26 protein-coding genes are annotated in these 23,816 nt (G+C 58.9%); 15 read left to right on the top strand and 11 right to left on the bottom strand.

Annotated elements, in window-relative coordinates; translation table 11 throughout:
- The first annotated feature begins 56 nt into the window (after nt 1-56).
- From FE840_RS16310 to FE840_RS16295, 4 genes are all read left to right on the top strand, one after another.
- Complete coding sequence (locus FE840_RS16310) at nt 57-521, top strand: DMT family transporter (protein ID WP_138286614.1); 465 nt, start codon at nt 57-59, stop codon at nt 519-521.
- The gene (locus FE840_RS16305) at nt 522-944 is read left to right on the top strand and encodes a DMT family transporter (protein WP_138286611.1); all 423 of its coding nucleotides are present in this window, start codon (nt 522-524) and stop codon (nt 942-944) included.
- A gap of 92 nt (nt 945-1,036) precedes the next feature.
- Nucleotides 1,037-2,920 (top strand): ABC transporter ATP-binding protein, encoded by a 1,884-nt coding sequence (locus FE840_RS16300; RefSeq protein ID WP_138286609.1) that lies wholly within the window; start codon nt 1,037-1,039, stop codon nt 2,918-2,920.
- Between the two features lie 73 nt (nt 2,921-2,993).
- Nucleotides 2,994-3,590: a hypothetical protein gene (locus tag FE840_RS16295; RefSeq protein WP_138286607.1), complete on the top strand. Its 597-nt coding sequence runs from the start codon at nt 2,994-2,996 to the stop codon at nt 3,588-3,590.
- 33 nt (nt 3,591-3,623) lie between these two features.
- Here the strand turns inward: FE840_RS16295 and FE840_RS16290 are convergent, their stop codons facing one another.
- On the bottom strand, nt 3,624-4,568 hold the full coding sequence (locus tag FE840_RS16290) for an endonuclease/exonuclease/phosphatase family protein (RefSeq protein ID WP_138286604.1): 945 nt from the start codon (nt 4,566-4,568) through the stop codon (nt 3,624-3,626).
- A gap of 289 nt (nt 4,569-4,857) precedes the next feature.
- On the opposite strand from FE840_RS16290, the gene petA reads away from it, so the two are divergent.
- The 4 genes from petA to FE840_RS16270 all read left to right on the top strand — a co-directional run bounded on the left by petA (nt 4,858) and on the right by FE840_RS16270 (nt 8,248).
- Nucleotides 4,858-5,436, top strand: coding sequence for a ubiquinol-cytochrome c reductase iron-sulfur subunit (gene petA / locus FE840_RS16285; protein ID WP_138286762.1), 579 nt, complete (start codon nt 4,858-4,860; stop codon nt 5,434-5,436).
- Between the two features lie 15 nt (nt 5,437-5,451).
- Nucleotides 5,452-6,720, top strand: coding sequence for a cytochrome b (locus FE840_RS16280; protein ID WP_138286601.1), 1,269 nt, complete (start codon nt 5,452-5,454; stop codon nt 6,718-6,720).
- A 26-nt stretch (nt 6,721-6,746) separates the two neighbouring features.
- Nucleotides 6,747-7,580 carry a cytochrome c1 gene (locus FE840_RS16275; RefSeq protein ID WP_138286598.1) on the top strand — a complete coding sequence of 278 codons (834 nt, stop codon included), beginning with the start codon at nt 6,747-6,749 and terminating at the stop codon, nt 7,578-7,580.
- Between the two features lie 125 nt (nt 7,581-7,705).
- Nucleotides 7,706-8,248 carry an adenine phosphoribosyltransferase gene (locus FE840_RS16270; RefSeq protein WP_138286595.1) on the top strand — a complete coding sequence of 181 codons (543 nt, stop codon included), beginning with the start codon at nt 7,706-7,708 and terminating at the stop codon, nt 8,246-8,248.
- A gap of 28 nt (nt 8,249-8,276) precedes the next feature.
- On the opposite strand, the gene FE840_RS16265 is transcribed toward FE840_RS16270, so the two are convergent.
- Genes FE840_RS16265 through FE840_RS16245 form a run of 5 tightly spaced genes read right to left on the bottom strand, consistent with a single transcriptional unit; the run spans nt 8,277 to nt 11,227 of the window.
- Complete coding sequence (locus tag FE840_RS16265; protein ID WP_138286594.1) at nt 8,277-8,888, bottom strand: LysE family translocator; 612 nt, start codon at nt 8,886-8,888, stop codon at nt 8,277-8,279.
- A 27-nt stretch (nt 8,889-8,915) separates the two neighbouring features.
- Complete coding sequence (locus FE840_RS16260; protein WP_138286591.1) at nt 8,916-9,761, bottom strand: AraC family transcriptional regulator; 846 nt, start codon at nt 9,759-9,761, stop codon at nt 8,916-8,918.
- A 34-nt stretch (nt 9,762-9,795) separates the two neighbouring features.
- Nucleotides 9,796-10,275 carry a glutathione peroxidase gene (locus tag FE840_RS16255; RefSeq protein WP_138286588.1) on the bottom strand — a complete coding sequence of 160 codons (480 nt, stop codon included), beginning with the start codon at nt 10,273-10,275 and terminating at the stop codon, nt 9,796-9,798.
- Nucleotides 10,272-10,760 carry a MaoC family dehydratase gene (locus FE840_RS16250; RefSeq protein ID WP_138286585.1) on the bottom strand — a complete coding sequence of 163 codons (489 nt, stop codon included), beginning with the start codon at nt 10,758-10,760 and terminating at the stop codon, nt 10,272-10,274. Before FE840_RS16250 ends, FE840_RS16255 begins: the two co-directional genes overlap by 4 nt.
- Nucleotides 10,757-11,227, bottom strand: a complete 471-nt coding sequence (locus FE840_RS16245) for a MaoC family dehydratase (protein WP_138286760.1) — start codon at nt 11,225-11,227, stop codon at nt 10,757-10,759. Before FE840_RS16245 ends, FE840_RS16250 begins: the two co-directional genes overlap by 4 nt.
- Nucleotides 11,228-11,344: 117 nt before the next feature.
- Between FE840_RS16245 and FE840_RS16240 the strand changes: the two genes are divergently transcribed.
- From FE840_RS16240 to FE840_RS16230, 3 genes are all read left to right on the top strand, one after another.
- Nucleotides 11,345-12,001, top strand: coding sequence for a Crp/Fnr family transcriptional regulator (locus FE840_RS16240; RefSeq protein WP_138286584.1), 657 nt, complete (start codon nt 11,345-11,347; stop codon nt 11,999-12,001).
- Nucleotides 12,002-12,095: 94 nt separating this feature from the next.
- A complete protein-coding gene (locus FE840_RS16235; RefSeq protein ID WP_138286583.1) occupies nt 12,096-12,302 on the top strand; it encodes a YgaP family membrane protein in 207 nt (68 codons plus the stop codon).
- Nucleotides 12,303-12,375: 73 nt separating this feature from the next.
- Entirely contained in the window at nt 12,376-13,365 is a 990-nt protein-coding gene (locus FE840_RS16230) for an SLAC1 anion channel family protein (RefSeq protein ID WP_138286582.1), read from the top strand.
- A 69-nt stretch (nt 13,366-13,434) separates the two neighbouring features.
- On the opposite strand, the gene ychF is transcribed toward FE840_RS16230, so the two are convergent.
- Nucleotides 13,435-14,538 (bottom strand): redox-regulated ATPase YchF, encoded by a 1,104-nt coding sequence (gene ychF, locus FE840_RS16225; protein WP_138286581.1) that lies wholly within the window; start codon nt 14,536-14,538, stop codon nt 13,435-13,437.
- 216 nt (nt 14,539-14,754) lie between these two features.
- On the opposite strand from ychF, the gene clpS reads away from it, so the two are divergent.
- On the top strand, nt 14,755-15,066 hold the full coding sequence (clpS, locus tag FE840_RS16220; RefSeq protein ID WP_138286580.1) for an ATP-dependent Clp protease adapter ClpS: 312 nt from the start codon (nt 14,755-14,757) through the stop codon (nt 15,064-15,066).
- A gap of 67 nt (nt 15,067-15,133) precedes the next feature.
- On the top strand, nt 15,134-15,517 hold the full coding sequence (locus FE840_RS16215) for a hypothetical protein (RefSeq protein ID WP_138286578.1): 384 nt from the start codon (nt 15,134-15,136) through the stop codon (nt 15,515-15,517).
- A gap of 31 nt (nt 15,518-15,548) precedes the next feature.
- Here FE840_RS16215 and pth read toward each other — a convergent pair whose 3' ends face one another.
- The 4 genes from pth to FE840_RS16195 form a co-directional block, all read right to left on the bottom strand.
- Nucleotides 15,549-16,274 (bottom strand): aminoacyl-tRNA hydrolase, encoded by a 726-nt coding sequence (gene pth / locus FE840_RS16210; protein WP_138286576.1) that lies wholly within the window; start codon nt 16,272-16,274, stop codon nt 15,549-15,551.
- A gap of 51 nt (nt 16,275-16,325) precedes the next feature.
- The gene (locus FE840_RS16205; protein WP_138286574.1) at nt 16,326-17,066 is read right to left on the bottom strand and encodes a substrate-binding periplasmic protein; all 741 of its coding nucleotides are present in this window, start codon (nt 17,064-17,066) and stop codon (nt 16,326-16,328) included.
- Between the two features lie 86 nt (nt 17,067-17,152).
- Complete coding sequence (locus FE840_RS16200) at nt 17,153-19,537, bottom strand: EAL domain-containing protein (RefSeq protein ID WP_138286572.1); 2,385 nt, start codon at nt 19,535-19,537, stop codon at nt 17,153-17,155.
- A 217-nt stretch (nt 19,538-19,754) separates the two neighbouring features.
- Nucleotides 19,755-20,354, bottom strand: a complete 600-nt coding sequence (locus FE840_RS16195; RefSeq protein ID WP_138286570.1) for a 50S ribosomal protein L25/general stress protein Ctc — start codon at nt 20,352-20,354, stop codon at nt 19,755-19,757.
- A gap of 280 nt (nt 20,355-20,634) precedes the next feature.
- Between FE840_RS16195 and FE840_RS16190 the strand changes: the two genes are divergently transcribed.
- Both FE840_RS16190 and FE840_RS16185 read left to right on the top strand, forming a co-directional pair.
- Nucleotides 20,635-22,725: a putative bifunctional diguanylate cyclase/phosphodiesterase gene (locus tag FE840_RS16190; protein ID WP_138286758.1), complete on the top strand. Its 2,091-nt coding sequence runs from the start codon at nt 20,635-20,637 to the stop codon at nt 22,723-22,725.
- A gap of 130 nt (nt 22,726-22,855) precedes the next feature.
- Nucleotides 22,856-23,809: a GAF domain-containing protein gene (locus tag FE840_RS16185; protein ID WP_138286568.1), complete on the top strand. Its 954-nt coding sequence runs from the start codon at nt 22,856-22,858 to the stop codon at nt 23,807-23,809.
- The last annotated feature ends 7 nt before the right edge of the window (nt 23,810-23,816 follow it).

Genomic DNA, 23,816 nt, shown 5'->3' with positions numbered 1-23,816 from the left:
TGTAGCAGATGCCCATGTGGCATGGTGATCATGCTTCCGGGAACCGGCGGGGCCACATGCTGAAATATATCGACTGGCTTTGGGCTCTTCTGTCCGGTGCACTGCTTGCGGTGATGATTACCATCAACAGCGAACTGGCAGCCTTCACTACGCCCTTTACCGCGTCCTGGGTGGTGCATGGCGTGGGTGCTGTCGTCGCCTTTGTCCTTCTCCGGCTGAATGTCGTGATGGCGCGCAAGGCGGCCGGGAGTGCTGTTGGTGGCAAGGCGCCGCTGTGGGCTTATCTTGGTGGTGCGCCGGGTGCTTTTGCCGTTGCCTTCAGCTCGATTGCGGTCAATTCGGAACTGGCGCTCGCAGGCGGATTGTCGCTGCTCCTGGTCGGGCAAATCCTGTTTGGTCTTTTCTCTGATCAGTTCGGCCTGTTCGGGACACCGAAACGCTCCGTCAATCGGCATGATCTGATGGCTGCAGCCCTGGTGATTGCCGGCAGCGCGCTGCTCATTCTTTCGAAAGGCAGCTGAATGCTGGGTTCGGTCATGATTGCGCTTGCCGGTGGTGCGGTGGTGGCGATGAGCCGTTCCATCAATGGCCGGCTGACGATGGATTGCGGCGCCTTCCAGGCCTCCTTCTGGAACCACGCTGTCGGTTTTCTCCTGCTGACGCTTTACGTCCTGCTGTTTCATCGGGTGGGCATGTCCATGCTCGGCCTGACACCGGTCTGGGCTTTTACCGGCGGCATAATCGGTGCGCTTTTCGTGGTCATCAGCTCATATGTATTTCCCCGGCTGGGTGCCACCCGTTCGGGTCTGCTGATCATCGGCGGTCAGATGATTACCGGCCTCATGATCGATTACCTGCGGGGTTCGGCAGAGTTTCATCCCGGTCAGCCGGCAGGCGTGGCACTCATTCTCTTTGGTATCTACCTGACGCGCTTTTCGCGGTAGAACGGACCGAACGCGATCCATGAAGAATTTGTAATGGCTGAAGCACAGGCATTGGCTTTGCCGTGTCCAGGAATTCGCCTATATCCTCGATCATGTTCCAAGCTGTTGCCCGCTATTTCGAAAACTGGCTAGATCCGTTTGCAAAGACGGAGGGTCTGCGTCCGCCCCAGTCCACGCTCGCCTTTGTCTGGTTCTATGTCCGGCAGGCAAAGCTTGCCTTCTTCCTGATGGCCATTTTCGGAGGCGCGGTTGCGGTTCTCGAGGCCGGGCTCTTCTGGTTTGTCGGTCGCCTTGTCGATCTTCTCGACACGGTGCCCAAGGAGGCAGGCTGGGACGGACTGGTTCAGGCGCATGGGCTTGAACTCATTGCCATGGCGCTTGTCGTGCTGGTCGGACGCTTTATCGTTGTGACCATTGGCGCGCTGGTTGAAGAGCAGGTGATCGTTCTCAATTTCTTCAACCTCGTCCGTTGGCAGGCGCATGCCCATGTGGCACGCCAGTCCGTCTCCTTCTTCCAGAATGATTTTGCCGGTCGCATTGTCGCCAAGGTCTGGTCGGCCGGTCAGTCGACCGGCGATCTGTTGACCTCCATGCTGCAGGTCGTCTGGTTCATGGTGATCTATACGGTCTCGACCATGGCGCTGGTCGCCCAGCTTGACTGGCGGCTGGCTGCGATTATCGGCACCTGGGTGGCGATCTTCCTGCTTCTGGCTCGGTATTTCGTTCCGAAGATCCGCCATCATGCCAAGCAGACGGCGGAAGCCTCGTCGATGCTCAATGGCCGGTTGGTGGATAGTTATTCCAACATCCAGACGCTCAAGCTTTTCGGTCGCGAGAAGCAGAACGATCATTACATCAAGGCCGGCTTCGAGCGGTTTCAGAATGCGATCCGTCCCTTTGCCCGATTGCTCACGGGCGTTCGGGCATCGCTGGCGCTGCTATCAGGCGTCATGATCGTGATGGTGGCTGCGCTGTCGGTGGAGCTCTGGTTTGCCGGTGCCGTGACAGCGGGTGGCGTGGCTTTCACCCTTGGTCTCGTTCTACGGCTCAACATGCTGCTTGGGCGGATGATGACGCAGTTGAACGGCATCATGCGCAACATCGGCACGATCCAGAATTCGGCGGAGCTGATTGCCAAGCCGATCGAACTGACCGACAAGCCTGATGCGCCGGACCTGAAGGTCGTATCGCCCGAGATCCGCTTCGAGGACGTCAGTTTTCATTATGGTCGCAGCAAGGGGGCGATCGATCACCTCACGCTGACGATCGAACCGGGCGAGAAGGTCGGTATTGTCGGGCGCTCAGGGGCTGGAAAATCAACGCTCGTCAATCTGCTTCTGCGTTTCTACGATCTTGAGGGTGGACGTATCCTAATCGACGGGCAGAATATTGCCGAGGTCCGGCAGGAAAGCCTCCGGTCACAGATCGGCATGGTGACGCAGGACACGGCGCTTCTGCACCGCTCGATCCGCGACAATATCCTGTTCGGGCGAGAGGATGCCAGCGAGGCGCAGTTGATGAGGGCTGCCGAGCGGGCCGAGGCACTCGACTTCATTCTGAAACTTGAGGATCAGCGCGGACGGACCGGCTTCGATGCCCATGTCGGCGAGCGCGGGGTGAAACTGTCCGGGGGGCAGCGCCAGCGCATTGCGATCGCCCGCGTGATGCTGAAGGATGCACCGATCCTCGTTCTCGATGAGGCGACATCGGCGCTCGATTCGGAAGTGGAGGCGGCCATCCAGTCCAACCTTGATCGTCTGATGCAGGGAAAGACCGTTCTTGCGATCGCTCACCGCCTGTCGACCATTGCCGCCCTGGATCGTCTCGTCGTGATGGACAAGGGACGGATCATCGAGCAGGGCAGCCATGCGGAACTTGTCGCGCTGGGCGGTCTCTACTCGGAACTCTGGGCGCGCCAGTCGGGCGGCTTTCTGGATACAAAGGCGCCCGATCCGGTTCTGGTGAACGCTGGCTAAATCCATCGTTCAGGCGTAGTTCAACGAATTCGAATATAGTTCCCTCATCGCATTTCAATTGGGAGAGGGAACCATGAAACGCATTCTTGCAAGTGCCATTCTCATGACATTGACGGCCACCGGTGCGCTGGCGAAGGACAAGATGGACAAGGTCGACATTGCCCGTGACGGCATCGACATGCGTAAGGTCGTCGTTCGCGCCAGCGGTCAGGCTTACAAGCTGGACAGTCCATCTACCTATCAATTCGATGTTCGCGGCTATGCTGCTGCCAAGAAGGGGTACCGGATCGTCAGTGCCTGGTTCTTCTCCGGGCTACCACTCAAGATGTCCTATGAACAGGGTCTGCTGCCGCGGGATTACGGCAGCGGCAACAACCGTACGGTCAAGCGACCCTTTCTGTTCAAGGTGCCGATTAACAAGGTGACCTGGGATGGTCCAAGCCCCTTGGAGGTCTGCAACAACAATCTCGCCAAGCTGAAACAGGCCGGCTTCTCGCAACAGGAGATCCTGGGCAAGACCTATGAGCTGAAAGCGGTTGCCATCATTGGCTTTGGCGCCGCAGCCGACCGTGAAGGGCGTACAGCAAGCCCGGTCGGCTTGGGTGGCGGTTCAACCTATGAGCATCAGACGCTGAAATATCAGGTTCATGTCGAGTGCCGTCCGAATTAGCGCCTGTCCTGCAGGACAGGCCCTGACGGGATGTCAGGTTCCTTGCCGCGGTATGGCGAATTCGGCGACGAGCCCGAAGTGGTTGGAGCCCAGATTGTCGGGAAGGCGCGTTACGCCGAGCGGGATCAGGCCGTCTCGCAGATAGATGTGATCAATTGCGATGCCGAAGCGACCGGCGCGGACGGGCCATGTAGCGGGTTCCCAACCGGCGGCGGTCATGGCGTTGCGGCGCAGGAAATAGCGCATGTCAAGCGCCAGGCTGTCGGCGTTGAAGTCGCCGGCGAGCACAAGCCGGTTTCCGATATCTGCGATATGGCGGCTCAGATCGCGCAGTTCGAGCCAGTGGTAATCATCGTAATAGGGTTTGGTCAGGTGCACGCCCGCAACATGCAGCTGTTGGCCTTGCACATCGAGTTCGGCCAGCACGAAGCGGTCTGCTCTCAGATCGGAGAGGCTTTCGAAGCGGGCGGAGCGGATCGGATGCTTCGACAGGATCACCAGGTCGCAAAGGGCCCTCATCGTGTCGCAGCCGACCCGATGGGGATAGGCAGCCGAGAGCGCGTTCAAGTGGCGCCGGATCGGGCCGGCTTCCATCAGGACCGCAGCGTCGGCGCCCGAGGCCAGAAGCATGTCAGCAATCCGGTCTCCATTCTGAAAGTTGCTGGCCAGAAGATTGAAGCTGATGATGCGGACGGCGATGTCCTGCTCGCCCGCAACCCTCTGAGCAGGTGTGATCTCGTACTTCATCCAGATGCCATGGACAAAGAGCGCACCCGACAGGACAAGCAGCATTGCGGCGGTGCGCCCGCGCCGGATGAAGAGGGCCAGTGCCGCCCCGGCCATCGCGAGAAGTGCCACATGTATGTGAAGGCTGAAGACAAGGGCCAGAAGCCAGAAGCCGGTGACATAGCGCAAGGCCAAAACCGCAATGACAAGGGCGGTACAGGTGCAGATTATCCAGTAGATTCCGTGTCTCATGCGAGTCCCGCGATATGATCTTCACTTGTCTCGCAAGCGCGCGGGACCATGCGTCAAATCTTTATTTGTTGCAACTGTGGCCGGATCAGGCTCGACAGCCTTGAATAGCGGGGGAATAATTCCGCGACATTGTGGCTCCTTGCCCGTCAGAGACTGGACAGATTAGAATATGAGGCTTAGAAGGCGCCAATCTGGCGGGGAATCCATGGCTACATGGTGACCGAATTGTGATTCCCGCTGCGGGGGCAAATGCGGTTTGTCGCAGGATTGCGAAGAGGATGGAATGACCGTGAGCGAACACGAGACAAATACCGAACACGCGAGCGAGCCAACTCGTCGCGACTTTCTTTACATGGTGACCGGCATGGCCGGTGCCGTCGGGGCGGCCTCCTTTGCATGGCCCTTCATCGACCAGATGCGTCCTGACGCCTCGACCCTGGCGCTCGCTTCGATCGAAGTGGACGTATCGGCTGTCGAGCCTGGTATGTCCCTCACGGTCAAGTGGCGCGGCAAGCCGGTCTTCATCCGTAACCGTACGGAAGAGGAAGTCGCCGAGGCCAATGCAGTTGCCTTGAGCGACCTGAAGGATCCGATTGCCCGTAACGCCAATGTCGATGCGACAGCGGAAGCCACCGATCTCTTGCGTTCTGCGGGCGAGGGCAAGGAAAACTGGATCGTCATGATCGGTTCCTGCACCCATCTCGGCTGCGTACCGCTCGGTCAGGCGGGTGAGTTCGGCGGATGGTTCTGTCCCTGCCACGGCTCGCACTATGATACTGCGGGTCGTATCCGCAAGGGTCCTGCGCCGACCAATCTGCCGGTGCCGACCTTTGCTTTCATTTCCGATTCTGTCATCAAGATCGGCTGAGGGGGATAAGACGATATGAGTGGCCAATCCAGTTACCAGCCATCCACTGGCGTTGAAAAGTGGGTCGATGCGCGCCTTCCGCTGCCGCGTCTGATGTATGACAGCTTTGTCGCCTATCCGGTTCCCCGCAACCTGAACTATGCCTACACCTTCGGCGGCATTCTCACCATCATGCTGCTGGTGCAGATTCTGACGGGTGTGGTGCTTGCCATGCATTATGCGGCCCATACGTCTGTCGCATTCGAATCCGTTGAAAAGATCATGCGCGACGTCAACAATGGCTGGCTGCTGCGCTACATGCACCAGAACGGTGCATCCTTCTTCTTCATCGCCGTTTACCTGCACATTGCCCGCGGTCTCTATTATGGCTCCTACAAGGCGCCTCGCGAAATTCTCTGGATCCTCGGCGTGGTCATCTTCCTGCTGATGATGGCGACTGCCTTCATGGGTTATGTGCTGCCCTGGGGCCAGATGTCCTTCTGGGGTGCTACGGTTATCACCGGCTTCTTCACAGCTTTCCCGTTCGTGGGTGAAACCATCCAGCAGTTCCTGCTTGGCGGCTTTGCGGTCGACAACCCGACGCTCAACCGCTTCTTCGCGCTGCATTACCTGCTGCCTTTCATGATTGCCGGTGTCGTTATCCTGCATATCTGGGCCCTGCATGTGACCGGTCAGACGAACCCGACGGGCGTCGAAGTCAAGTCGAAGACCGACACTGTTCCCTTCACGCCCTATGCGACGCTGAAGGACGCGCTCGGGCTCTCGGTCTTCCTGATGGTGTTCGCCTACTTCATCTTCTACATGCCGAACTATCTTGGTCACCCGGACAACTATATCCCGGCTGACTCGCTGAAGACCCCCGCGCATATCGTTCCGGAATGGTACTTCCTGCCCTTCTACGCCATGCTGCGCGCGATTACCTTCGACTTCCTCTTCATCGACTCCAAGCTGGGCGGCGTTCTTGTGATGTTCGGTGCGATCATCGTACTGTTCTTCCTGCCCTGGCTCGATACCTCGAAGGTTCGTTCTGCCGTCTACCGTCCGTGGTACAAGCTGTTCTTCTGGATCTTCGTCGCAAACTCGATCCTGCTCGGTTGGCTTGGTTCGAAGCCGGCTGAAGGGATCTATGTTGTTCTCTCGCAGATCGGAACTGCCTACTACTTCGGCTTCTTTCTGGTGATCATGCCATTGCTGGGCCTGTTCGAGACGCCAAAGCGCGTTCCGAATTCGATTACGGAAGCCGTCCTGGAAAAGAGCGGCAAGTCTGCGCCAGCGGCCGCCTAACGGACTGCGAGAGAGGGAATTTGAAAATGAACAAGCTTGTTGCAAGCATCCTGTCGCTCGCAGTGGTTACAGGCCTTGGTCTTGGCTCGGCAGCAGTCGCTGCCGAGTACCCGATCAACAAACCGCGTCAGGTGGACTGGTCGTTTGCCGGTCCCTTTGGCACCTATGACAAGGGACAGTTGCAGCGCGGCCTCAAGGTTTACACTGAAGCCTGTGCAGTCTGTCACTCGATGAACTTGGTTGCCTTCCGCACTCTGACCGATCTCGGTTATTCGGAAGCGCAGGTCCGTGCATTCGCTGCCAACTACGAAGTCGAAGATGGTCCGAATGCCGATGGTGAAATGTTCATGCGGACTGCCGTTCCGTCCGACCATTTCCCGTCGCCGTTCCCGAACAAGGAAGCGGCCGCTGCCGCAAACAATGGCGCGGCTCCGCCGGACTTCTCGCTGATCGCCAAGGCACGTGGTGTCATCCGTGGTTTCCCGACCTTCGTGTTCGATATCTTCACCCAATACCAGCAGAGCGGTCCGGACTATATCTATTCGCTGCTGACGGGCTACAAGGACGCCCCGGAAGGTTATGAGGTTCCGGAAGGCACCTACTATAATCCTTACTTCATCTCAGGTTCTGCACTCGCCATGGGCCCGCCGCTGAGCGACGGTCTGGTGACCTATGACGATGGTTCGCCGGAAACCGTTGACCAGTATGCCCAGGACGTTGCTGCGTTCCTGATGTGGGCCGCCGAGCCGCATCTCGAAGACCGCAAGCGCATGGGCTTCATGGTCATGGTGTTCCTCGCAATCTTCACCGCGCTGATCTACCTGACCAAGAAGTCGGTTTACGCGAACAAGGAAGCCTGATCATTTTGATCACGAGTTCTGGAAAGGCGGCTTTCGGGCCGCCTTTTTTGTTGGGAGCTTCTTCTTATTGTTGCTAAGGTCCCGCGTAACCTCCTGCCACTGCTGGCCTCATTGCGGACTATTTTATGACCCAGATTGCCCCTGAACTTGCTGCTGCCATTCGCTCTATCCCGGATTATCCGAAGCCTGGCATCATCTTTCGCGACATCACCACAATGCTTGGCGATCCGCGCGCTTTCCGTCGTGCGGTTGATGAATTGGTTCAGCCCTATGCCGGTTTGAAGATCGACAAGATTGCCGGGATGGAAGCCCGTGGCTTCATTCTGGGCGGGGCTGTTGCGCACCAGCTATCGGCCGGCTTCGTGCCGATCCGCAAAAAGGGCAAGCTGCCGCATGAGACAGTCCGCATCGCCTATAGCCTGGAATATGGTGTCGACGAGATGGAAATGCATATCGACGCGGTCAAGCCGGGCGAAAAGGTCATCCTGGTGGATGATCTGATCGCGACAGGGGGCACAGCCGTCGGTGCCGTCCAGCTTCTACGCAAGATCGGCGCCGATGTGGTGTCGGCCTGCTTCGTCATCGACCTGCCTGAACTCGGTGGGCGCAAGAAGCTGGAAGCACTGGGTGTGGAAGTGCGAACCCTCGTGGAGTTCGAGGGGCATTGAGAGCCAATTGTGGCTCTCAAGACTTTGTTTAGCGCTGTGCGAGGGCAAGTTTGCCAGCCATGAGAATGAAACCGCCTGCCAGCAGGCGGTTGACCAGTTGCATCCTCCCGGGCCTGTTGATCAACCCGCTTCGCAGCGATGAGGCGGTTACGCCATAGACTGCGAACACCGCAAAGGTGATGGCCATGAAGACAAGACCGAGTGCGGTCATGGTCAGAAGCGGCGCAGGATCTGCCGGTGCGATAAACTGCGGCAGGAAGGCCAAGAAGAAAAGCGACAGTTTCGGGTTGAGCAGGTTGATGAGGACCGCCTTCCGGATGATGCCGAAGGCCTTGTCTGCCGAGACGCCGGTGCTGTCTTTGCCTGAAGCATCACTCCTCCAGAGGCTGATGGCCATCCAGAGCAGATAGGCAATGCCCGCAAGGCGGATTATCTCGAAAATCTGAGGATTGGTGGCCACCACTGCGGCCAGGCCGAGCGCGGCTGCGGCCATGTGCGGTATGATCCCAAGCGTGCAGCCGAAGGCGGCGATGACAGCGGTGCGCGTTCCACCACTTATGGCACAGGCGAGGGTGTAGAGCGCGCCGGTGCCGGGCGTCGCCACGATGATCAGGGTGGTGATCAGGAACTCCAGTGACATGCATTTCTCCTTGTTTAACAGGAGGCATCATGCATGGCCGGCCTGGATCTCGTCTTGTATGGAATTGCGCGCGTGGAAAGTTGCCCGGTAGGCTCCGGGCGTCATGCCGTAACGGCGCTTGAACTCGCGATGCATGTGGCTTTGATCGACATAGCCGCAGATGGCTGCGATGTCCGCAAGTGATGCCTTGCCCGCCATCAGCCGCCGGCTCAGATTTGCCCGCTGCTGCATCAGATAGGCATGCGGGGTCAGGCCGGTCAAAGAGGCGAAGGCGCGAATGAGCTGAAAGCGGCTCATGCCGGCGATCTGGGAAAGACCCTCGAGATCAGCCGGCTGTGTCGGGTCCTCGTCGATCATTTCGCGGACCCGCTGCAGGGTCGTTGATGAGCGACCGGGGGATCGTTCACCCGTGGGGCGGATAACCGCTGCAATCAGCAGGAAGAGCTCTTCCTCCAGCCGTCGCTGCCGATCGTGTTCGTTGGCGGATGCAAGAACGAGCTGGTAGAGCGCCGCCAGTCTCTCCCTCAATGCGCAATCCGTCAGAACCGGGGCCTCGAATTCAAAGTTTTCGGGCCGGCTGACCAAGTCTGTAGCAAGGTGGCGGACAAGGTCCTGCGACAGATGCAGCATATGCCAGGTACGGGGGTGGCGCCCAATGGGAGCACCGTCATGAACCTCGCCCGGATTGACCGTGATGACCTGCCCGGTACTGGCCTCGACCTGTCCCCGTCCGGAAGCGGAGACCTGGCCGCCGGCAGCGATGAAACCGATCCCGAAGCTCTCATGGGTATGGCGAGGAAAGACATGGGCGCTTGTGGCGGAGACGGCCTCCAGCCCTTTGATCGGCGTCCCATGGGGGATGAAACCGTCCATCTTCGCCTCCCGGCGCTCCCGTACCTTTTGCGGATCACGCCTTGATGGCGCGCTTTATGTCTTCCTCGATCTCGGCGGGTGCCGTGCGGGGCGAGTATCGGGCGATCGGCTTGCCGTCGCGTCCCACCAGGAATTTCGCAAAGTTCCAGCCGATATCCGTTCCCCGGTCGTCACCCGGCGTTTCCGCCTTCAGATAGGCATAGATCGGATGCGTGCCGGGGCCGTTTACCTCGATCTTGGAAAAGAGCGGAAAGGTGACGTCGAACCGGGTTTCGCAAAATGTCGCGATTTCCTTCTCCGTGCCGGGCTCCTGGCCGCCGAACTGGTTGCAGGGAAAGCCGAGCACGTCGAGATCGTTGCCATAGGTTTTCTGGAGCGCTTCGAGGCCGGCATATTGGGGCGTCAGGCCGCAGGCGCTGGCAGTGTTGACGATCAGCAGTACCTTGCCGGCATAGGTGGAAAGATTGTGGTCTTCGCCGTCGATGTCCAGTGCCGAAAACTGGTGAATGCTCATGAGGTCTTCTCCGTCTGGGGCGTGAGATCGATGATGTTGCTGTGAAAACGCAGAACGGGTTCGCCGTTCTGGTTGAAGCCTTCGCAAAGTGCCGTCACCATCATGTAACCCTTTGCACCGGGCATACGGCGGCTTTCGATCGGTGTCATCCAGTAGGAAATGGTGTCGCCGGCAAAAACGGGTTTCAGCCATTGCAGGTCGTTGAAGCCGGGCGAGGGGCCTATCCGCGGCGTTTCCGATCCCTCCGCCTGGAGCCGCTGCATCTCGGCGGACCAGAAGCGGATGAAGCTTTTCATCCAGTTGGCGCAGGTATGCCAGCCGGAGGCGCATAGCCCGCCAAAAACGAAGGACTTTGCCGCCTCCGCATCCGTGTGAAAGGGCTGTGGGTCGAACTGGCGGGCAAAGCGGATGATGTCCTCGTCGGTAAAGGTGACATCGCCGAGCTTCAGCCTCGTGCCGGCGGGGTAGAGGTCCAGCATGTTCATGCCGCCACCTCTTCCGGATTTCGACGGCGCATCATGATGGCGTTGCGGCTGGTCAATACCAGTTCGCCGCGTTGATTCTGCAGCTCGTGCTTCAGGGTGACGATGCCGAGATGTGGGCGCGAGCGCAGGATGCGGGCTTCCTCGACAATCGATTGGCCGGAGAGGACGTCGCCTGCAAGAACCGGCTTTCGCCATTGCATGTATTCGATGCCGGGTGCGCCTTCCGAGGCGGAGCTCAGGAGATAGCTGTCAATCATCATCCGCATGAACATCGCACTGGTGTGCCAGCCTGAAGCCGACAGACCGCCGAGAATGCTGGCTTTGCCGGCTTCCTCGGAAAGATGCATCGGCTGCGGATCGAACTCTGTGGCAAAGGCGATGATTTCGTCAGCCATGACGGTCTTGGGGCCCAGTGGAAAGCGCTGCCCCAACCCGTAGTCTTCATAATGCAGCCTGGCTGCGGTCATTTCCTCTGCCCTCATGCGACAATTCAAGGTTTTACAGTCAGTCGCGCCCGTTCTATTGAAAAAATGGTGTCTGCCTGCACAGACTGCATCTTATGCCCCGGAATCAAGGGAGGGTCCATGGCCGGCTGGGTTGATCAGACAGGCTTTCTTGCCGCATTGGAGGCTGACGCGCGACAGGCGTTGGAGGCATTGAAGCCGGTGCATGTGCCGAGCCGGACCACGCTGTTCCGCCCTGGTGACGAGGCCCAGTCCTTCGTCGTCCTGCTTTCGGGCCGCATCGGCGTCTATTTGACCGGGCGCAATGGCCGGGAGCTTCTGCTTTATTCGGTGACGCCGGGGGAGACCTGCGTCCAGACCACGCTCGGCGTGCTTGGCGGTGCGCCCTATAGTGGCGAAGCGGTGACCGAAAGCGATGTGGTGGCCGTCATGGTGCCGCCTGCCATCTTCGAGCGGCTGATGGCCAGTTCACCGGCCTTTCGCAGCTTTGTCTTCAAGGCCTTTGCCGACCGTCTGAATGATCTGATGTTCGTGCTCGAACAGGTGGCCTTCGTGAAGGTGGAGGAGCGGCTTGCCCATGCGCTGCTGGAGCGGATGGACGGGGAGGGGATCGTGGAACTCACCCATCAGGAACTCTCGGTGATAATCGGGACCGCCCGCGAGGTCGTTTCCCGTCGGCTGGAGGCTCTGGCTTCCAAAGGGCTGATCGAGAATGAACGCGGCCATATCCGGCTGTTGCAAATCGATCAGCTCAGACTTATGGCGGCGAGCCGGTAGATTCTGCCCAAGCCTGTGACTTAGTCACGGAAGGATGGTGTCACCGGCGCTATTGTTGGTCATGCTCAATCCTGAGCCGTGAGGGAGATAAGCCATGTTTGCCAAGAATGTCGGGTCTGTTGACCGCCTGTTGCGTATTGTTGCCGGTCTGGTTCTGCTGTCGCTGTTCTTCATCTATCCGGACGCCTCGTGGCGCTATTTTGCCCTGATCGGCATCGTGCCTCTGGCGACTGGATTGCTGTCGACCTGCCCGCTTTATTCGATCATCGGCATCAATACATGCCCTGCGAAGAAGGCGTGACTGGATTACCAGCCCTGATATGGGGTCGGCGGGTGCCGGCCCTTTTCCCGTTTCCATTGCCGGATGAAGACATATGACTGTGATTGACCCCACCCGTTCCGAAGCTGCCGCGCAAGACGATGCGGGCTTGCATCACCTGCCGCTCCCGCTTTTCGCCGTGCCCATGGGGGTTGGCGGGTTGGGTATGGCCTGGCGCGAGGCTGCGGTTGTTCTCGGTGCGCCGGCTCTCGTCGGTGAGGTGCTGATGGCGCTTGCCGCTGTGTTCTGGCTGTTGATCACGGCGGCCCATCTCTGGCGCCTTTTCCGCCATCCGGATGCGTTTGCCGGCGACCTTTCCCATCCGATCCGGGGCGCCTTTGCCGGCGCGATCTCGATTGGCCTGATGATTGTTGCCGGAGGGCTTGTTCCCTATTCGGTCGAGATGGCGTCGACGATCTGGCTTCTTGCCGTGCTGCTGCATCTGGCGATCGGGGTGTTCATCGTGCGCAGCCTGCTGCTCAGTCCGCGCGAGGCGGCGACCCTGACGCCGCCGCTGCTGATCCCGCTGGTCGGCAATATCCTTGCGCCGGTTGTCGGAGCAAAGCTGGGTTTCATGACGCTGTCGTGGATGCTGTTCGGTCTTGGCGGCTTGCTCTGGATACTCGTCCAGCCGCTGATTCTTTACCGGATTGCGACAGGACCGATGTTGCCGCAGCGCATGTGGCCGACTCTGGTCATCCTGCTCGCCCCGCCTGCGGTCGGAAGCCTGGCTCTCTCGTTGCTGACTGAAGGCTTCGGGCCGGGGCCTCTTGCAATCTACGGATTCGCGGTTTTGATGGCTGCGGTGCTTTTGAGCCTCATTCCGCAGTTTCGCAGTGTGCCCTTTGCCATGTCCTGGTGGGGCTACACTTTTCCGGCGGCAGCCTTCACTGCCGTGACACTCAAGTTTGCCCATGCGTATCCCTTTGCGGGAGAGGGGCTTTTGCTCTGGGCGCTTCTGATCGGTGTAACCGGGGTGATCCTGATGGTGCTGGTCGCGACATTGAAGGCCTTGTTCGCCGGTCATCTTTTCCGACCGGAATGACATGACAAGAGAAAGGCCGCGTCTGCCTGGGGCAGCGCGGCCTTTTCGTCCATCTTCGATCGTCGATGATCAGGTGTTGAAGCGGAAGTGGATGACGTCGCCGTCGTTGACCACATATTCCTTGCCTTCGTCACGGCCCTTGCCGGCTTCCTTGGCGCCGACTTCGCCCTTGTAGGCAATATAGTCGTCATAGGCGATGGTGAAGGCGCGGATGAAGCCGCGTTCGAAATCGGTGTGGATCACGCCGGCAGCCTGCGGGGCCTTGGTGCCACGCACGATGGTCCAGGCGCGGGTCTCCTTGGGGCCGACGGTGAAATAGGTGATGAGATCCAGCAGGTGGTAGCCGGCACGGATCAGGCGGTCGAGGCCGGCCTCGTCAAGGCCAAGGGCCGAGAGGAATTCGGTTGCTTCCTCTTCCGGCAGCTGGGCGACTTCAGCTTCGATTGCAGCCGAGATGACGACACATTCGGCACCCTGGGCCTTGGCCATCTCCACCACGGCTTCGGTGTGCTTGTTGCCGGTCGCGGCGTCACCCTCGGCGACGTTGCAGACGTAGAGGACCGGATGCGATGTCAGGAGGTTCAGCTGCTTGAGGATGACGATTTCGTCAGCCGACATTGTCTTCAGCAGCAGGCGGGCGGGCTTGCCGTCCTGCAGAAGCTTGACCACCGCCTCCATGACCGGAAGCTGGGCGCTGGCTTCCTTGTCCTTGCCGGTGGCGCGCTTGCGGGTCTGCTCGAGGCGGCGCTCCAGGCTTTCGAGGTCGGCGAGCATCAGCTCGGTCTCGATCGTGTCGGCGTCGCCCACCGGGTCGATACGGCCTTCGACATGGGTGATGTCGGTGTCTTCGAAACAGCGCAGGACGTGGACTATGGCGTCGACTTCGCGGATATTGGCAAGGAACTTGTTGCCGAGGCCTTCGCCCTTGGAGGCACCGCGCACGAGGCCGGCAATGTCGACGAAGGAGATGCGGGTCGGGATGATTTCCTTCGAGCCGGCGATATCGGCCAGCTTCTTCATGCGTGGATCGGGAACGGCCACTTCACCGGTGTTCGGCTCGATGGTGCAGAAGGGATAGTTCGCAGCCTGCGCTGCTGCCGTCTTCGTCAGAGCATTGAAGAGGGTGGACTTGCCGACATTCGGCAGGCCAACAATACCGCATTTAAAGCCCATGGGTTCTTTCCGTCAGATCAAGGAGATGTTTGCCATGCCTATGGGGGAAGGGGGCGCCGGGGTCAAGGGTTGGCGCGCAGAAGGCAGGCCGCAGACGGGGAAGATTGGCGGGTGTAGTCCCACTGCGATGACTTGAGGCATTTCAAAAAATGGTCTTCCATCCTATATGAACGATTAAATCCTCCTGAAGTCTGTCGTGTCGAACGGGAAGGCCTGATGCCTGACAGAGACGTTGCCCTGAAGCCCAAGACCGTGGTGAAGCCAAAGGTGGAAAAGCCACGGCTCTACAAGGTTCTGCTTCACAATGATGACTATACGCCCCGCGAATTCGTCACGCTGGTCCTGAAGGTCGTGTTCCGGATGAGCGAGGAAACGAGCTACCGGGTCATGATGACTGCACACAAGTTCGGTTCTGCCGTTGTTGTCGTCTGTACGCGCGATATTGCCGAGACCAAGGTGAAGGAAGCCATGGACCTCGCCAAGGATGCGGGCATGCCGCTGTTGTTCACGGCGGAACCGGAGGAGTGAGGGCTTCAGCGGCGTTGAGATATTCTTAGCGCCTCTCGATCATGCTGGCGGCGATCTGGAGAGAAGCATGCCGCTGGAAACTGCTACCTGGCATTATCTTGTTGCCGCCATTGTCCTCGCCTTCATCGGCGTTGTGGCGCATGTCGTGCGCGCGGTGTTCAATGTCTACCCGGATCGCCTGTCTGATCGACCGCTCATGGATCTGATGGTGAGCGATGACTATAGCTGGAGCGACCGGCTGTTTGGCACGGAATATGACGATTTTGGCTATTATCGTCTCGACAGCCTGAAAAACCTGCGGCTGTCCTGCCTGTTTTCTGTGGCCGGAGGGCTGGCTGTGATGCTGTTTGCACCGGGCGCTTCGATCGTGATTGCTCAATTGATCGACCAGAGCCTTGCAGCGCTGGTTGACCTGTGGGCCTATCGGCTTGAAACCTATGAGTGGTGGTAGCGCGGATTGCTGACTAGGCTGAACAGCTGCCTCAATCGTCCTTCTTGCCGAACATCTTCTTCAGCATCTCGGCCATGGGGCCGGTTTCCGGAAGCTTCTTCGGCTGGGCGGTATTGCGTGCCTGGTGGATGTGCGACTGGCCGGTCTTTGGCGGTTTCGGCGCCTTGGTCGGCTTTTCGTCTTCAGCCTTGCTGCCAGTCGCAAGGGCCAGCTTGTTGAGGAGCTGGGAGTCTTCGGCCCTCACCAGCATGTCGGCATTGTCGGCCAAGGCTTCCAGCAGGGGATCGAGCCATGCGGCATCGCCCTTGGCGAAATCGCCGAGCACATGGCCCTGGACGCGGTTCTTGTCGCCGGGATGACCGATGCCGAGGCGGAGCCTGCGATAGTTCTGGCCGCAATGGGCGTCCAGGGATTTTATGCCGTTATGACCGCCGTGGCCGCCGCCAGTCTTGATTCGGGCCTTGCCGGGCAGGAGGTCCAGTTCATCATAGATGGCGATGATCGCTTCGGGTCCAAGCTTGTAGAAGCGCATGGCCTCGCCGACGGATTCGCCCGACAGATTCATATAGGTCTGCGGCTTGATCAGCAGTACCTTTTCGCCGGCGATTGTGCCGTCGGCAATTTCACCCTTGAACTTCTTCGACCACGGCGAAAAGGAATGCCGCCGGTGAATGGCATCAAGTGCCATGAAGCCGATATTGTGGCGGTTCTTCGCATACTGGTTGCCCGGATTGCCCAGGCCGGCAAGAATAATCATGGCGCGTCCGTCTGTCGTCTGCGCCCTCACCACCTTGAAATGCAGTCGATGTCAAGGGTTGGTGGCGAGTTCCTGAAGTTTGACCTCACCGAGGCCATAGGCTTCCAGGATCCTTGCTTGAGTTCCGTCTGCGATCAACTGGTCCAGAGCCGCATGCATCCTTGCGAGAAGATCTGGCGGGAAATCCTTGTTGCAGGCGATTGAGAAGGTCTGCTCGGTGAACACGAACTTCACCTCGATCTGTTCGCCTTCCTTCACCAGTGCGACGTAATGCTGTTCATCGATCGGCATCAGATCGATCCGGCCGGTTTCGAGCTTCTTCAGGGTCAGTTTCAGGTCAGTGGCGAGATCGATCTTCTCGAAGCCGGCATTCTCAAGCAGGGTCTGGGTGTAGTCGTCGCGCTGAGTGCCGACGACATAGTTTTTTGCTTCTTCGACGGACTTGACGTCAATGCCGCCGCCCTTCCGCCCGATCATGAAGTTGCGTCCAACGGCCAGCGGTTCGATCCAGGTAAAGCGATCTTCACGTTCGGGGATATGGGCGGTGGTGAAGACGCAGTGCATCGCAGTGGATTCCGCCAAAGCGATAGCGCGGGCCCAGGGCATCATTTCGATGGTATGGGGCAGGTCCGCGATCTCCATCATGCGGACAACCTGTTCGTAGCCAGCGCCCTTGATCTCGTTGCCCTCCCGGAAATTGTAGGGAGGATAGTCCTCGGTGGTGAATCGAATGGTTTCCTGTGCAGCGGCCGGAATGGCGGTAAGTGACAGGAGAAATGCAATCCACTTCATGCTGTATCCCTTTCTGCGACAGTGTCTCGATGACTTCACTTTTCAGTCTTTCATCATTCATGCAAAGTCGGGGCAGGCGCCCGGTGTCAGGCGACGGATCTTTGTCGTGGTTCGGGCTTTGCCCTCTGCTCGGCAATCAGGGTGGCGACTGACTGCGGGCGGGCGAATAGATAGCCTTGCCCGTTGTCCACGCCGAAGCTCTTCAGCAAAGCCCATTGCTCTTCCGTCTCGATGCCTTCGGCCACCACTGTGCAGGCCATCTTGTGGGAAATGGCGGTGATCCCTTCGACCAACATGCGGCTTTTTTCGTTGAGTTCGGTTTCGTCGTCGCACATGGCGCGGACGAAAGACTGATCGATTTTCACGATGTCGACGGGGAAACGGTTGAGATAGCTCAAGGAGGAGTAGCCAGTGCCGAAGTCGTCGAGCGCGATCCGGTAGCCATGCCGGTTGAAACTGTCGAGTATGGTGCGGATCTGCGGATTGTCATGCAGCAGCGTGGCTTCGGTGATCTCGATGACGATCCGGCCTGGCGCTATCCCGTAGCGATTTGTCATGGCCGTGAGTTTCATCGGCAGGGCCGGTTCGAACTGCAAAGGCGACAAGTTGATGGCGAGATAGGTATCACTATTGCCGCTCGCTTCCGACAGGCGCACGAAATTCTCCAGCGCCTTTTCCAGCATGCGCGTGCCGACACGGTCGATTGCGCCGGTTTCCTCGGCAATGCTGATCAGTCTGCCGGGGGGGATAACCCCGCGTTCCGGGTGCAGCAGTCTCAGGAGTGCCTCGTATCCGACGATCCGGCCCGTCTTCATCTGAATGATCGGCTGGAAATAGGCATCGAACCAGTCATTGCTCAGGCCAAGCTCGATGTCGTGTTCGATGGCAGCGCGCTCGCGCGTGCCATCTTCAAAGGAGGGATGATAGACCTGCGCGCCGTTTTTGCCATCCCGCTTCTTGCGATACATGGCCATATCCGATTTCTGCAGGAGTTCGGCGGCGCTCGTGGCGTGCTCCGGATAGAGTGCGATGCCGATGCTGGCACTCAAGCGGACGGTTGCGCCACGCACGCTCATTGGCTCGACAAAGAAGCTGCAGATCGTTTCGCCGAGTTCTACTGCAGCCTTTTCTGCAGCGCCGCGATCGGCTGTCCGCAGGATGATGGCAAATTCGTCGCCACCCAGTCGCGCCGCAGTCATGTCTGGTGTCAGGTGTGGACGCAAATGCTCGACGAAACGGCATAGAACGGCGTCGCCAATCTCGTGGCCGAGATTGTCATTGATCCACTTGAAGCGATCAAGGTCGATGAAGAGGCATGCGAGCTCGCCATCGCTTGCGTCGGCGGTGCGGATCTGGGTGTCCAGGGCGCTTTCGAATCCCTGACGGTTCATCAAGCCAGTCAGATGGTCAGTGATGGCCTGGCGGAGGTTGCGCTCTTCCGACCGTTTCAGGGCCGTGACATCCGTCATAACGCTCAAGGAAAGACCATTCTTCCCCGTGTATTCCAGCTTGCCCGCCTCAGCGATGAGAATGTCCATAATCTCGCCGTCGGCGCACACGAAGCGCGTCGTGAGTTCCACAACGCCGAGGGTGTTACGGGCAAGTTTTTGATCGAGATAGGCGCTGCGGGATTCGTCCGGGACGAGATCTGAGAACCGTCTGCCAATGACGTCGGAGCGGGCATAACCGGTTGCAACAAGCCAGTAGTCGCTCACGCCGGTAATCTGATCCTCATCATCCAGCGAAAACAGCATGGCTGGCGTCAGGTTGTAGATGTCCGTGGCGCGGCGATGGGCGTGTTTCAGCTCTCGTTCTTCTTTTTCCAGCTGGCTCTGCATGGCGTTGAAGCTGCGGGCGAGGCGGCCAATCTCATCATTGGATTCCCAGTCGACATGGTGGCGGGAGCCGAGACGGCGCGTAGCTTCGATGGCTCCCGTGAGGCGCAGCAGCGGCTTGATGACCATGAGACGGTTGCCGATGACTGCGGCGGCGACCAAACCGATCACGGCCATGGCGAAGATACCGGTGAGTATGGCCTCGGAACGGCGCAGCGAGGACAGAAGGTCTATCGGCTTGTAATGGATGGTGATCTTGCCGACCTGCTTGGGTCCATCGAGCGCTTCATAGATGATGTCCCGGGTCAGCGTTTCGATCCGGCCACCCGGCCATTTATGTTGCGGCGGCATGGAGACCTGAATACCGCCGGATGCGTCTGCGACCTGAACGCGCTCCACCTTGTCGCTCGATACGATTGTCGCAGAAATCTGTTCGACGCTTTCGCGGTCGAAATCCCAAAGGGGTTTGGCAAGAGCCTGAGCATTGGCAGCAAGCAGGACGTCAAGATTCTGTTGCAGTTCGCGCGATGCGCTCTCGCTGGCCAGATACAGGAACAGTCCGAAGAGCGGCACCACCAGAATGAATATCGTGGTGGCGACAATCGACAGAAACCTGCCTTCGACGGAACGCGTCATTGCACAACCACATCATTCGAAGGTGCACGAATGGCCTTGATCACGAGCTAACCCCATTGTTTACAGGGGAGGTTTTCATGAAAGTCTTAAAGCTAGCTAAAATAGAAAGGTGAGAATCGACAGGTTCCTGCAATTAAGGATTGCCCAAGAACGATAAATGCCCGCCACGACGGTGCGTGGCGGGCATTTCACATTTGCCGGATTGGCGGGTCAGCGCTTACTCAGCGCTCGTCTCTTCGTCAGAAACGCCGCCCGCCGGGGCAACGATTGTGGCAATCGTGAAGTCGCGGTCGGTGATGACCGGGGTCACGCCTGCAGGCAGCTTCACATGCGAGATGTGGAGGCTGGCGCCGATCTTGTGGCCAGCGAGGTCGACGGTGATGAATTCCGGAATATCGCTTGCCGGGCAGTAAAGCTCGACTTCGTGACGGACGATGTTCAGTACGCCACCGATCTTGATGCCGGACTTTTCTTCGTTGATGAAGTGAACCGGAACCTGGACGGATACCTTGCTGTCAGCCGATACGCGCAGGAAGTCGACATGCATGGTGAAGTCGCGCACGCGGTCCAGCTGGTAGTCCTTCGGCAGGACATTGTACTTCTCGCCGTTGACATCGATTACGGCAATCGTCGTCATGAAGCCGCCAGCGTGGATGCGCTTGGTCACTTCATTGGTGTCGAGGGCGATCGAAATGGGGGCCTGCTTGTCACCGTAGATGACAGCCGGGATCTGACCGTTGCGGCGAAGTTCACGGGAGGACCCCTTACCAACCCGTTCGCGTGCTACGGCCTTGAGCTCGTAAGATGCATGGCTCATGGCTTTTCCTTTCAATGTTGTCTGGAGAGCCTTGCCGACGCCTTTTGCGTGGTATGGCAAGACCGGAAGTCCAAAGGACTCCGTCCGCGTTGCCTCCAAGGGTGTCTACACGGACCGGCGGCCTATACGTCATCAGGCCCGCAATGGCAAGGGTTCCAACAGATTTCGTGGCTGTATCGAACCAATACGATAGTCAGATTGGTAACCAAGTCGCAAAAGCATTTGGAAATTGAACTTTGTTAAGTTGATGCTTGAAGAACGAAACGAATGGTGTGATTTCATGATGGAAGTGCTGACCTGTATCGCCCTTGAACACGATCCAGTGTCGCTGATCTTTGCCGTCTTGATCTGTGTGTCGGGTTCGCTTCTCACCATGCGGCTGTTCGCCAGGGTCCGTGCGACGCGCAGCACGGCGCGCTGGAGCTGGCTGGCGCTTGCCAGCGTTGTGGGTGGCGCATCGATCTGGACGACGCATTTCGTGGCCATGATGGGCTATGATGCCGGTGTTGCGACCGGGTATGATCCCAAGCTCACGCTTCTCTCGTTGATCCTTGCGATGTCGGTCACCGCAATCGGCTTCGCAATCTCAGCCTCTGCTGGTCAGAGCGGGCTGGTTGAGGCCGGTGGCGTTGTGGTCGGTCTCGGTGTCGCGTCCATGCATTATATCGGCATGGCAGGCTATCAGGTACAGGGGCAGATCGTCTGGAACAGCTCCTACGTCCTGGCTTCGCTGGTGCTTGCGGCCGTGTTCGGCGCTCTGGCCACAAACCGGGTCGTTCGACCGGTCACCCGCTTCTGTAAATATGGCGGCGGCGTCGCTCTCATCCTCGCAATCGTCTCGACGCATTTCGTCGGCATGACAGGCGTGACCGTCGCCCCCGACATGACCGGTGCGATGCCGGCGGATATGCTGAATGAAGGCATGCTCACGCTGGTTGCGGTAATCGTTGCGCTGCTGATCCTTGCGCTCGGTGCCACCACCTACATGATCGATCTGCAGGCGACCAAGGCGTCCGTCGAGCGCTATCGCCACCTGTCCCTGCACGATGCACTGACCGGTATTCCGAACCGCGCCGCCTTTATTCAGCATCTTGGCGACCTCATCAATGCACCGGCCGGAACCAAGGACAGGCTATACGTCTTCTCTTTCGATCTCGACCGCTTCAAGGAGATCAACGATGTGCATGGGCATGCAGCCGGCGATCATGTGCTGCGGGTGGTGGCGGAGCGGCTGACCGCGTCATTGCAGCCCGGCGAGTTTGTCGCGCGGATTGGCGGCGACGAATTTGTTGCCGTTTCCAGTTCACTCATCACGGAGCATGCCGCCGAGCTTCGAGCTGCGGCGTTGATCGAGGCCGTCAATCGCCCCATTTCGTCGAATGGACAGACCTATCATGTGGGGACCAGTATCGGGATTGCCGTCTATCCGACCGGCGCAACCTCTGTCGATGACCTTCTGGTGCAGGCGGATGTGGCGATGTATCGGGCAAAGAGCACGGGCGCGAACATGGCCTGCTTCTACGACATCTCGATGGACGCGGCGTCGCGAGAGCGCAATGCGCTCGCCATCGACATGCGAGCGGGCTTCCTGCGCAACGAATTCGAGCTCTTTTTCCAGCGGCAGAACAGCACGCGGACCGGTGCGGTCATCGGCTTTGAGGTGCTGATACGTTGGCGTCATCCCGTGCGCGGTCTTGTCCCCCCTTCAGAGTTCATCCCGATTGCGGAGCGGACAGGCTTTATTCTGGAACTGGGTGACTGGGTCCTGCAGAAGGCCTGCGAAGAGGCGGTGAAGTGGAAGCGGCCGTTCAAGATCGCCGTCAATGTTGCCCCCAAACAATTGGCCAATGTCAGCCTGCCGGCACGCGTGGCGGAGGTTCTGGAGCAGACCGGCCTGCCTGCCGAGCGACTGGAGCTTGAGATCACCGAGTCCGGCATTATCGGCGACCAGCAGCATGCCTTGCAACTGATCCGGCAATTGAAGGCGCTGGGTGTCAAGATCGCCATGGATGATTATGGCACCGGCTATTCGTCGCTTTCGACGCTGCAGCTGTTCCCATTCGACAAGATCAAGATCGATCGCGGCTTCATCGATGGGGTGGTCAGCAACCGTCAATCGGCGGCGATTGTGCGATCCACGCTGATCCTCGCCAGCAGTCTCGATATTCCTGTCCTTGCCGAAGGTGTCGAGAACGAGGAGCATCTGGAGTTCCTGCGCTCGGAAGGTTGTGAGGAGGTGCAGGGATATCTCTATGGAAAACCGCAGCCGATTTCCGAACTGGCAGAGCTTGTAAACGGTTCGGATCTTGTTGGTGCCCCGGAGCAGCCTGGCGAAGGTCCCGAGGCTCCAGCCGATCAACGGGCGGCCTGAGATATTCCTGACCAAACTGTCTCAGATCTGCGTCACTTCCTGCTGCCAACATCGCGCCGGTGATCCACATCAAGCATGATGCATCTCAATGTGATAGCTTGATGATGGTAGAAGGCTTTGGGAGGAGCTTATGGGTCAGGAGATGCGTCATTCCGATGTTGTCTATTCGACAGCATCGCAGTCGTCTGCAGTGATTGCCTCACCAGTTGCTGCCTCCTGGCGACGATGCCTTGAGCTTTATCGGCTGGAGCCCGAGCAGACCGCGAAACCCCTCGTTGTTGACGAACTGGACTACCGCGCTGCCTTTGAGCGAGTGGAAAAACTCATCGGCTTTTGCACCGAGGAGGTCGATCGCCTGTTTCAACTGGTCGGGAGATCAGGTTGCTGCATCGTGCTTGCCGACAGCAACGGTATCGTTGTCGACCGTCGCAGCACAGCTGGAGACGAGAACGAATTTCGCGCGCTGGGGCTATGGCCGCAAAATGTCTGGAGCGAGGCGAGCGTCGGAACCAACGGCATTGGCACGGCGCTTGCCGATGAACGTTCTGTCGTCATCCATCGTGATCAACATTTCATGAGTGCGAACACGGGACTTTCCTGTGTGACCGCACCGATCCGCGATCAGTTCGGACGTGTTGCGGCTGCGCTTGACGTGTCGACCTGCCGGAATGACGTCAATGAAATGACGCTTTCCGTTCTTGCTCAGGCTGTTCGTGAGGCGGCTGTCCGGGTCGAGACGAATTTCTTCAGACAGGCCTTCCTTGGCGCGCGCATTGTCATGGTCCCTCAGGCCAATTCGATGGCCGCGCTTCTGGCGGTTGACGGCGATGATCTGATCCTTGGGGCAACGAGGGCGGCTCGACTTGCCCTCAAACTGGATGACCAGATGATCGCCAAGGGCATTCCCGCTGCCGATGCACTGCGTGAGGAACGTGGCGGTGGCCGCGACCTTGATGATGCCGAGCGCGCCGCTCTTCGCCGCGCCCTGACGCGTGCGCAAGGCAATGTGACGCTTGCTGCCCAGATCCTTGGCGTCAGCCGTGCGACGTTGCATCGCAAGCTCAAGCGCTTTCAGCTGCAATAGGGGCGAT

This window comes from Peteryoungia desertarenae, assembly GCF_005860795.2.
Taxonomy (GTDB): domain Bacteria; phylum Pseudomonadota; class Alphaproteobacteria; order Rhizobiales; family Rhizobiaceae; genus Allorhizobium; species Allorhizobium desertarenae.
The sequence above is the reverse complement of the archived record's forward strand: the minus strand, read 5'-3'. Positions and strand labels throughout refer to the sequence as shown.

What these genes read in the sequence shown, in the direction of transcription:
- clpS (WP_138286580.1), top strand. Translation starts at nt 14,755, where the DNA reads ATGCCTGACAGAGACGTTGCCCTGAAGCCCAAGACCGTGGTGAAGCCA.
- FE840_RS16255 (WP_138286588.1), bottom strand. Translation starts at nt 10,275, where the DNA reads ATGAGCATTCACCAGTTTTCGGCACTGGACATCGACGGCGAAGACCAC.
- FE840_RS16240 (WP_138286584.1), top strand. Translation starts at nt 11,345, where the DNA reads ATGGCCGGCTGGGTTGATCAGACAGGCTTTCTTGCCGCATTGGAGGCT.
- FE840_RS16245 (WP_138286760.1), bottom strand. Translation starts at nt 11,227, where the DNA reads ATGACCGCAGCCAGGCTGCATTATGAAGACTACGGGTTGGGGCAGCGC.
- FE840_RS16275 (WP_138286598.1), top strand. Translation starts at nt 6,747, where the DNA reads ATGAACAAGCTTGTTGCAAGCATCCTGTCGCTCGCAGTGGTTACAGGC.
- FE840_RS16230 (WP_138286582.1), top strand. Translation starts at nt 12,376, where the DNA reads ATGACTGTGATTGACCCCACCCGTTCCGAAGCTGCCGCGCAAGACGAT.
- FE840_RS16290 (WP_138286604.1), bottom strand. Translation starts at nt 4,568, where the DNA reads ATGAGACACGGAATCTACTGGATAATCTGCACCTGTACCGCCCTTGTC.
- FE840_RS16310 (WP_138286614.1), top strand. Translation starts at nt 57, where the DNA reads ATGCTGAAATATATCGACTGGCTTTGGGCTCTTCTGTCCGGTGCACTG.
- FE840_RS16215 (WP_138286578.1), top strand. Translation starts at nt 15,134, where the DNA reads ATGCCGCTGGAAACTGCTACCTGGCATTATCTTGTTGCCGCCATTGTC.
- FE840_RS16260 (WP_138286591.1), bottom strand. Translation starts at nt 9,761, where the DNA reads ATGGACGGTTTCATCCCCCATGGGACGCCGATCAAAGGGCTGGAGGCC.
- FE840_RS16265 (WP_138286594.1), bottom strand. Translation starts at nt 8,888, where the DNA reads ATGTCACTGGAGTTCCTGATCACCACCCTGATCATCGTGGCGACGCCC.
- FE840_RS16195 (WP_138286570.1), bottom strand. Translation starts at nt 20,354, where the DNA reads ATGAGCCATGCATCTTACGAGCTCAAGGCCGTAGCACGCGAACGGGTT.
- FE840_RS16235 (WP_138286583.1), top strand. Translation starts at nt 12,096, where the DNA reads ATGTTTGCCAAGAATGTCGGGTCTGTTGACCGCCTGTTGCGTATTGTT.
- FE840_RS16190 (WP_138286758.1), top strand. Translation starts at nt 20,635, where the DNA reads ATGATGGAAGTGCTGACCTGTATCGCCCTTGAACACGATCCAGTGTCG.
- FE840_RS16205 (WP_138286574.1), bottom strand. Translation starts at nt 17,066, where the DNA reads ATGAAGTGGATTGCATTTCTCCTGTCACTTACCGCCATTCCGGCCGCT.
- FE840_RS16270 (WP_138286595.1), top strand. Translation starts at nt 7,706, where the DNA reads ATGACCCAGATTGCCCCTGAACTTGCTGCTGCCATTCGCTCTATCCCG.
- FE840_RS16250 (WP_138286585.1), bottom strand. Translation starts at nt 10,760, where the DNA reads ATGAACATGCTGGACCTCTACCCCGCCGGCACGAGGCTGAAGCTCGGC.
- FE840_RS16280 (WP_138286601.1), top strand. Translation starts at nt 5,452, where the DNA reads ATGAGTGGCCAATCCAGTTACCAGCCATCCACTGGCGTTGAAAAGTGG.
- ychF (WP_138286581.1), bottom strand. Translation starts at nt 14,538, where the DNA reads ATGGGCTTTAAATGCGGTATTGTTGGCCTGCCGAATGTCGGCAAGTCC.
- FE840_RS16295 (WP_138286607.1), top strand. Translation starts at nt 2,994, where the DNA reads ATGAAACGCATTCTTGCAAGTGCCATTCTCATGACATTGACGGCCACC.
- FE840_RS16185 (WP_138286568.1), top strand. Translation starts at nt 22,856, where the DNA reads ATGGGTCAGGAGATGCGTCATTCCGATGTTGTCTATTCGACAGCATCG.
- FE840_RS16200 (WP_138286572.1), bottom strand. Translation starts at nt 19,537, where the DNA reads ATGACGCGTTCCGTCGAAGGCAGGTTTCTGTCGATTGTCGCCACCACG.
- FE840_RS16300 (WP_138286609.1), top strand. Translation starts at nt 1,037, where the DNA reads ATGTTCCAAGCTGTTGCCCGCTATTTCGAAAACTGGCTAGATCCGTTT.
- pth (WP_138286576.1), bottom strand. Translation starts at nt 16,274, where the DNA reads ATGATTATTCTTGCCGGCCTGGGCAATCCGGGCAACCAGTATGCGAAG.
- FE840_RS16305 (WP_138286611.1), top strand. Translation starts at nt 522, where the DNA reads ATGCTGGGTTCGGTCATGATTGCGCTTGCCGGTGGTGCGGTGGTGGCG.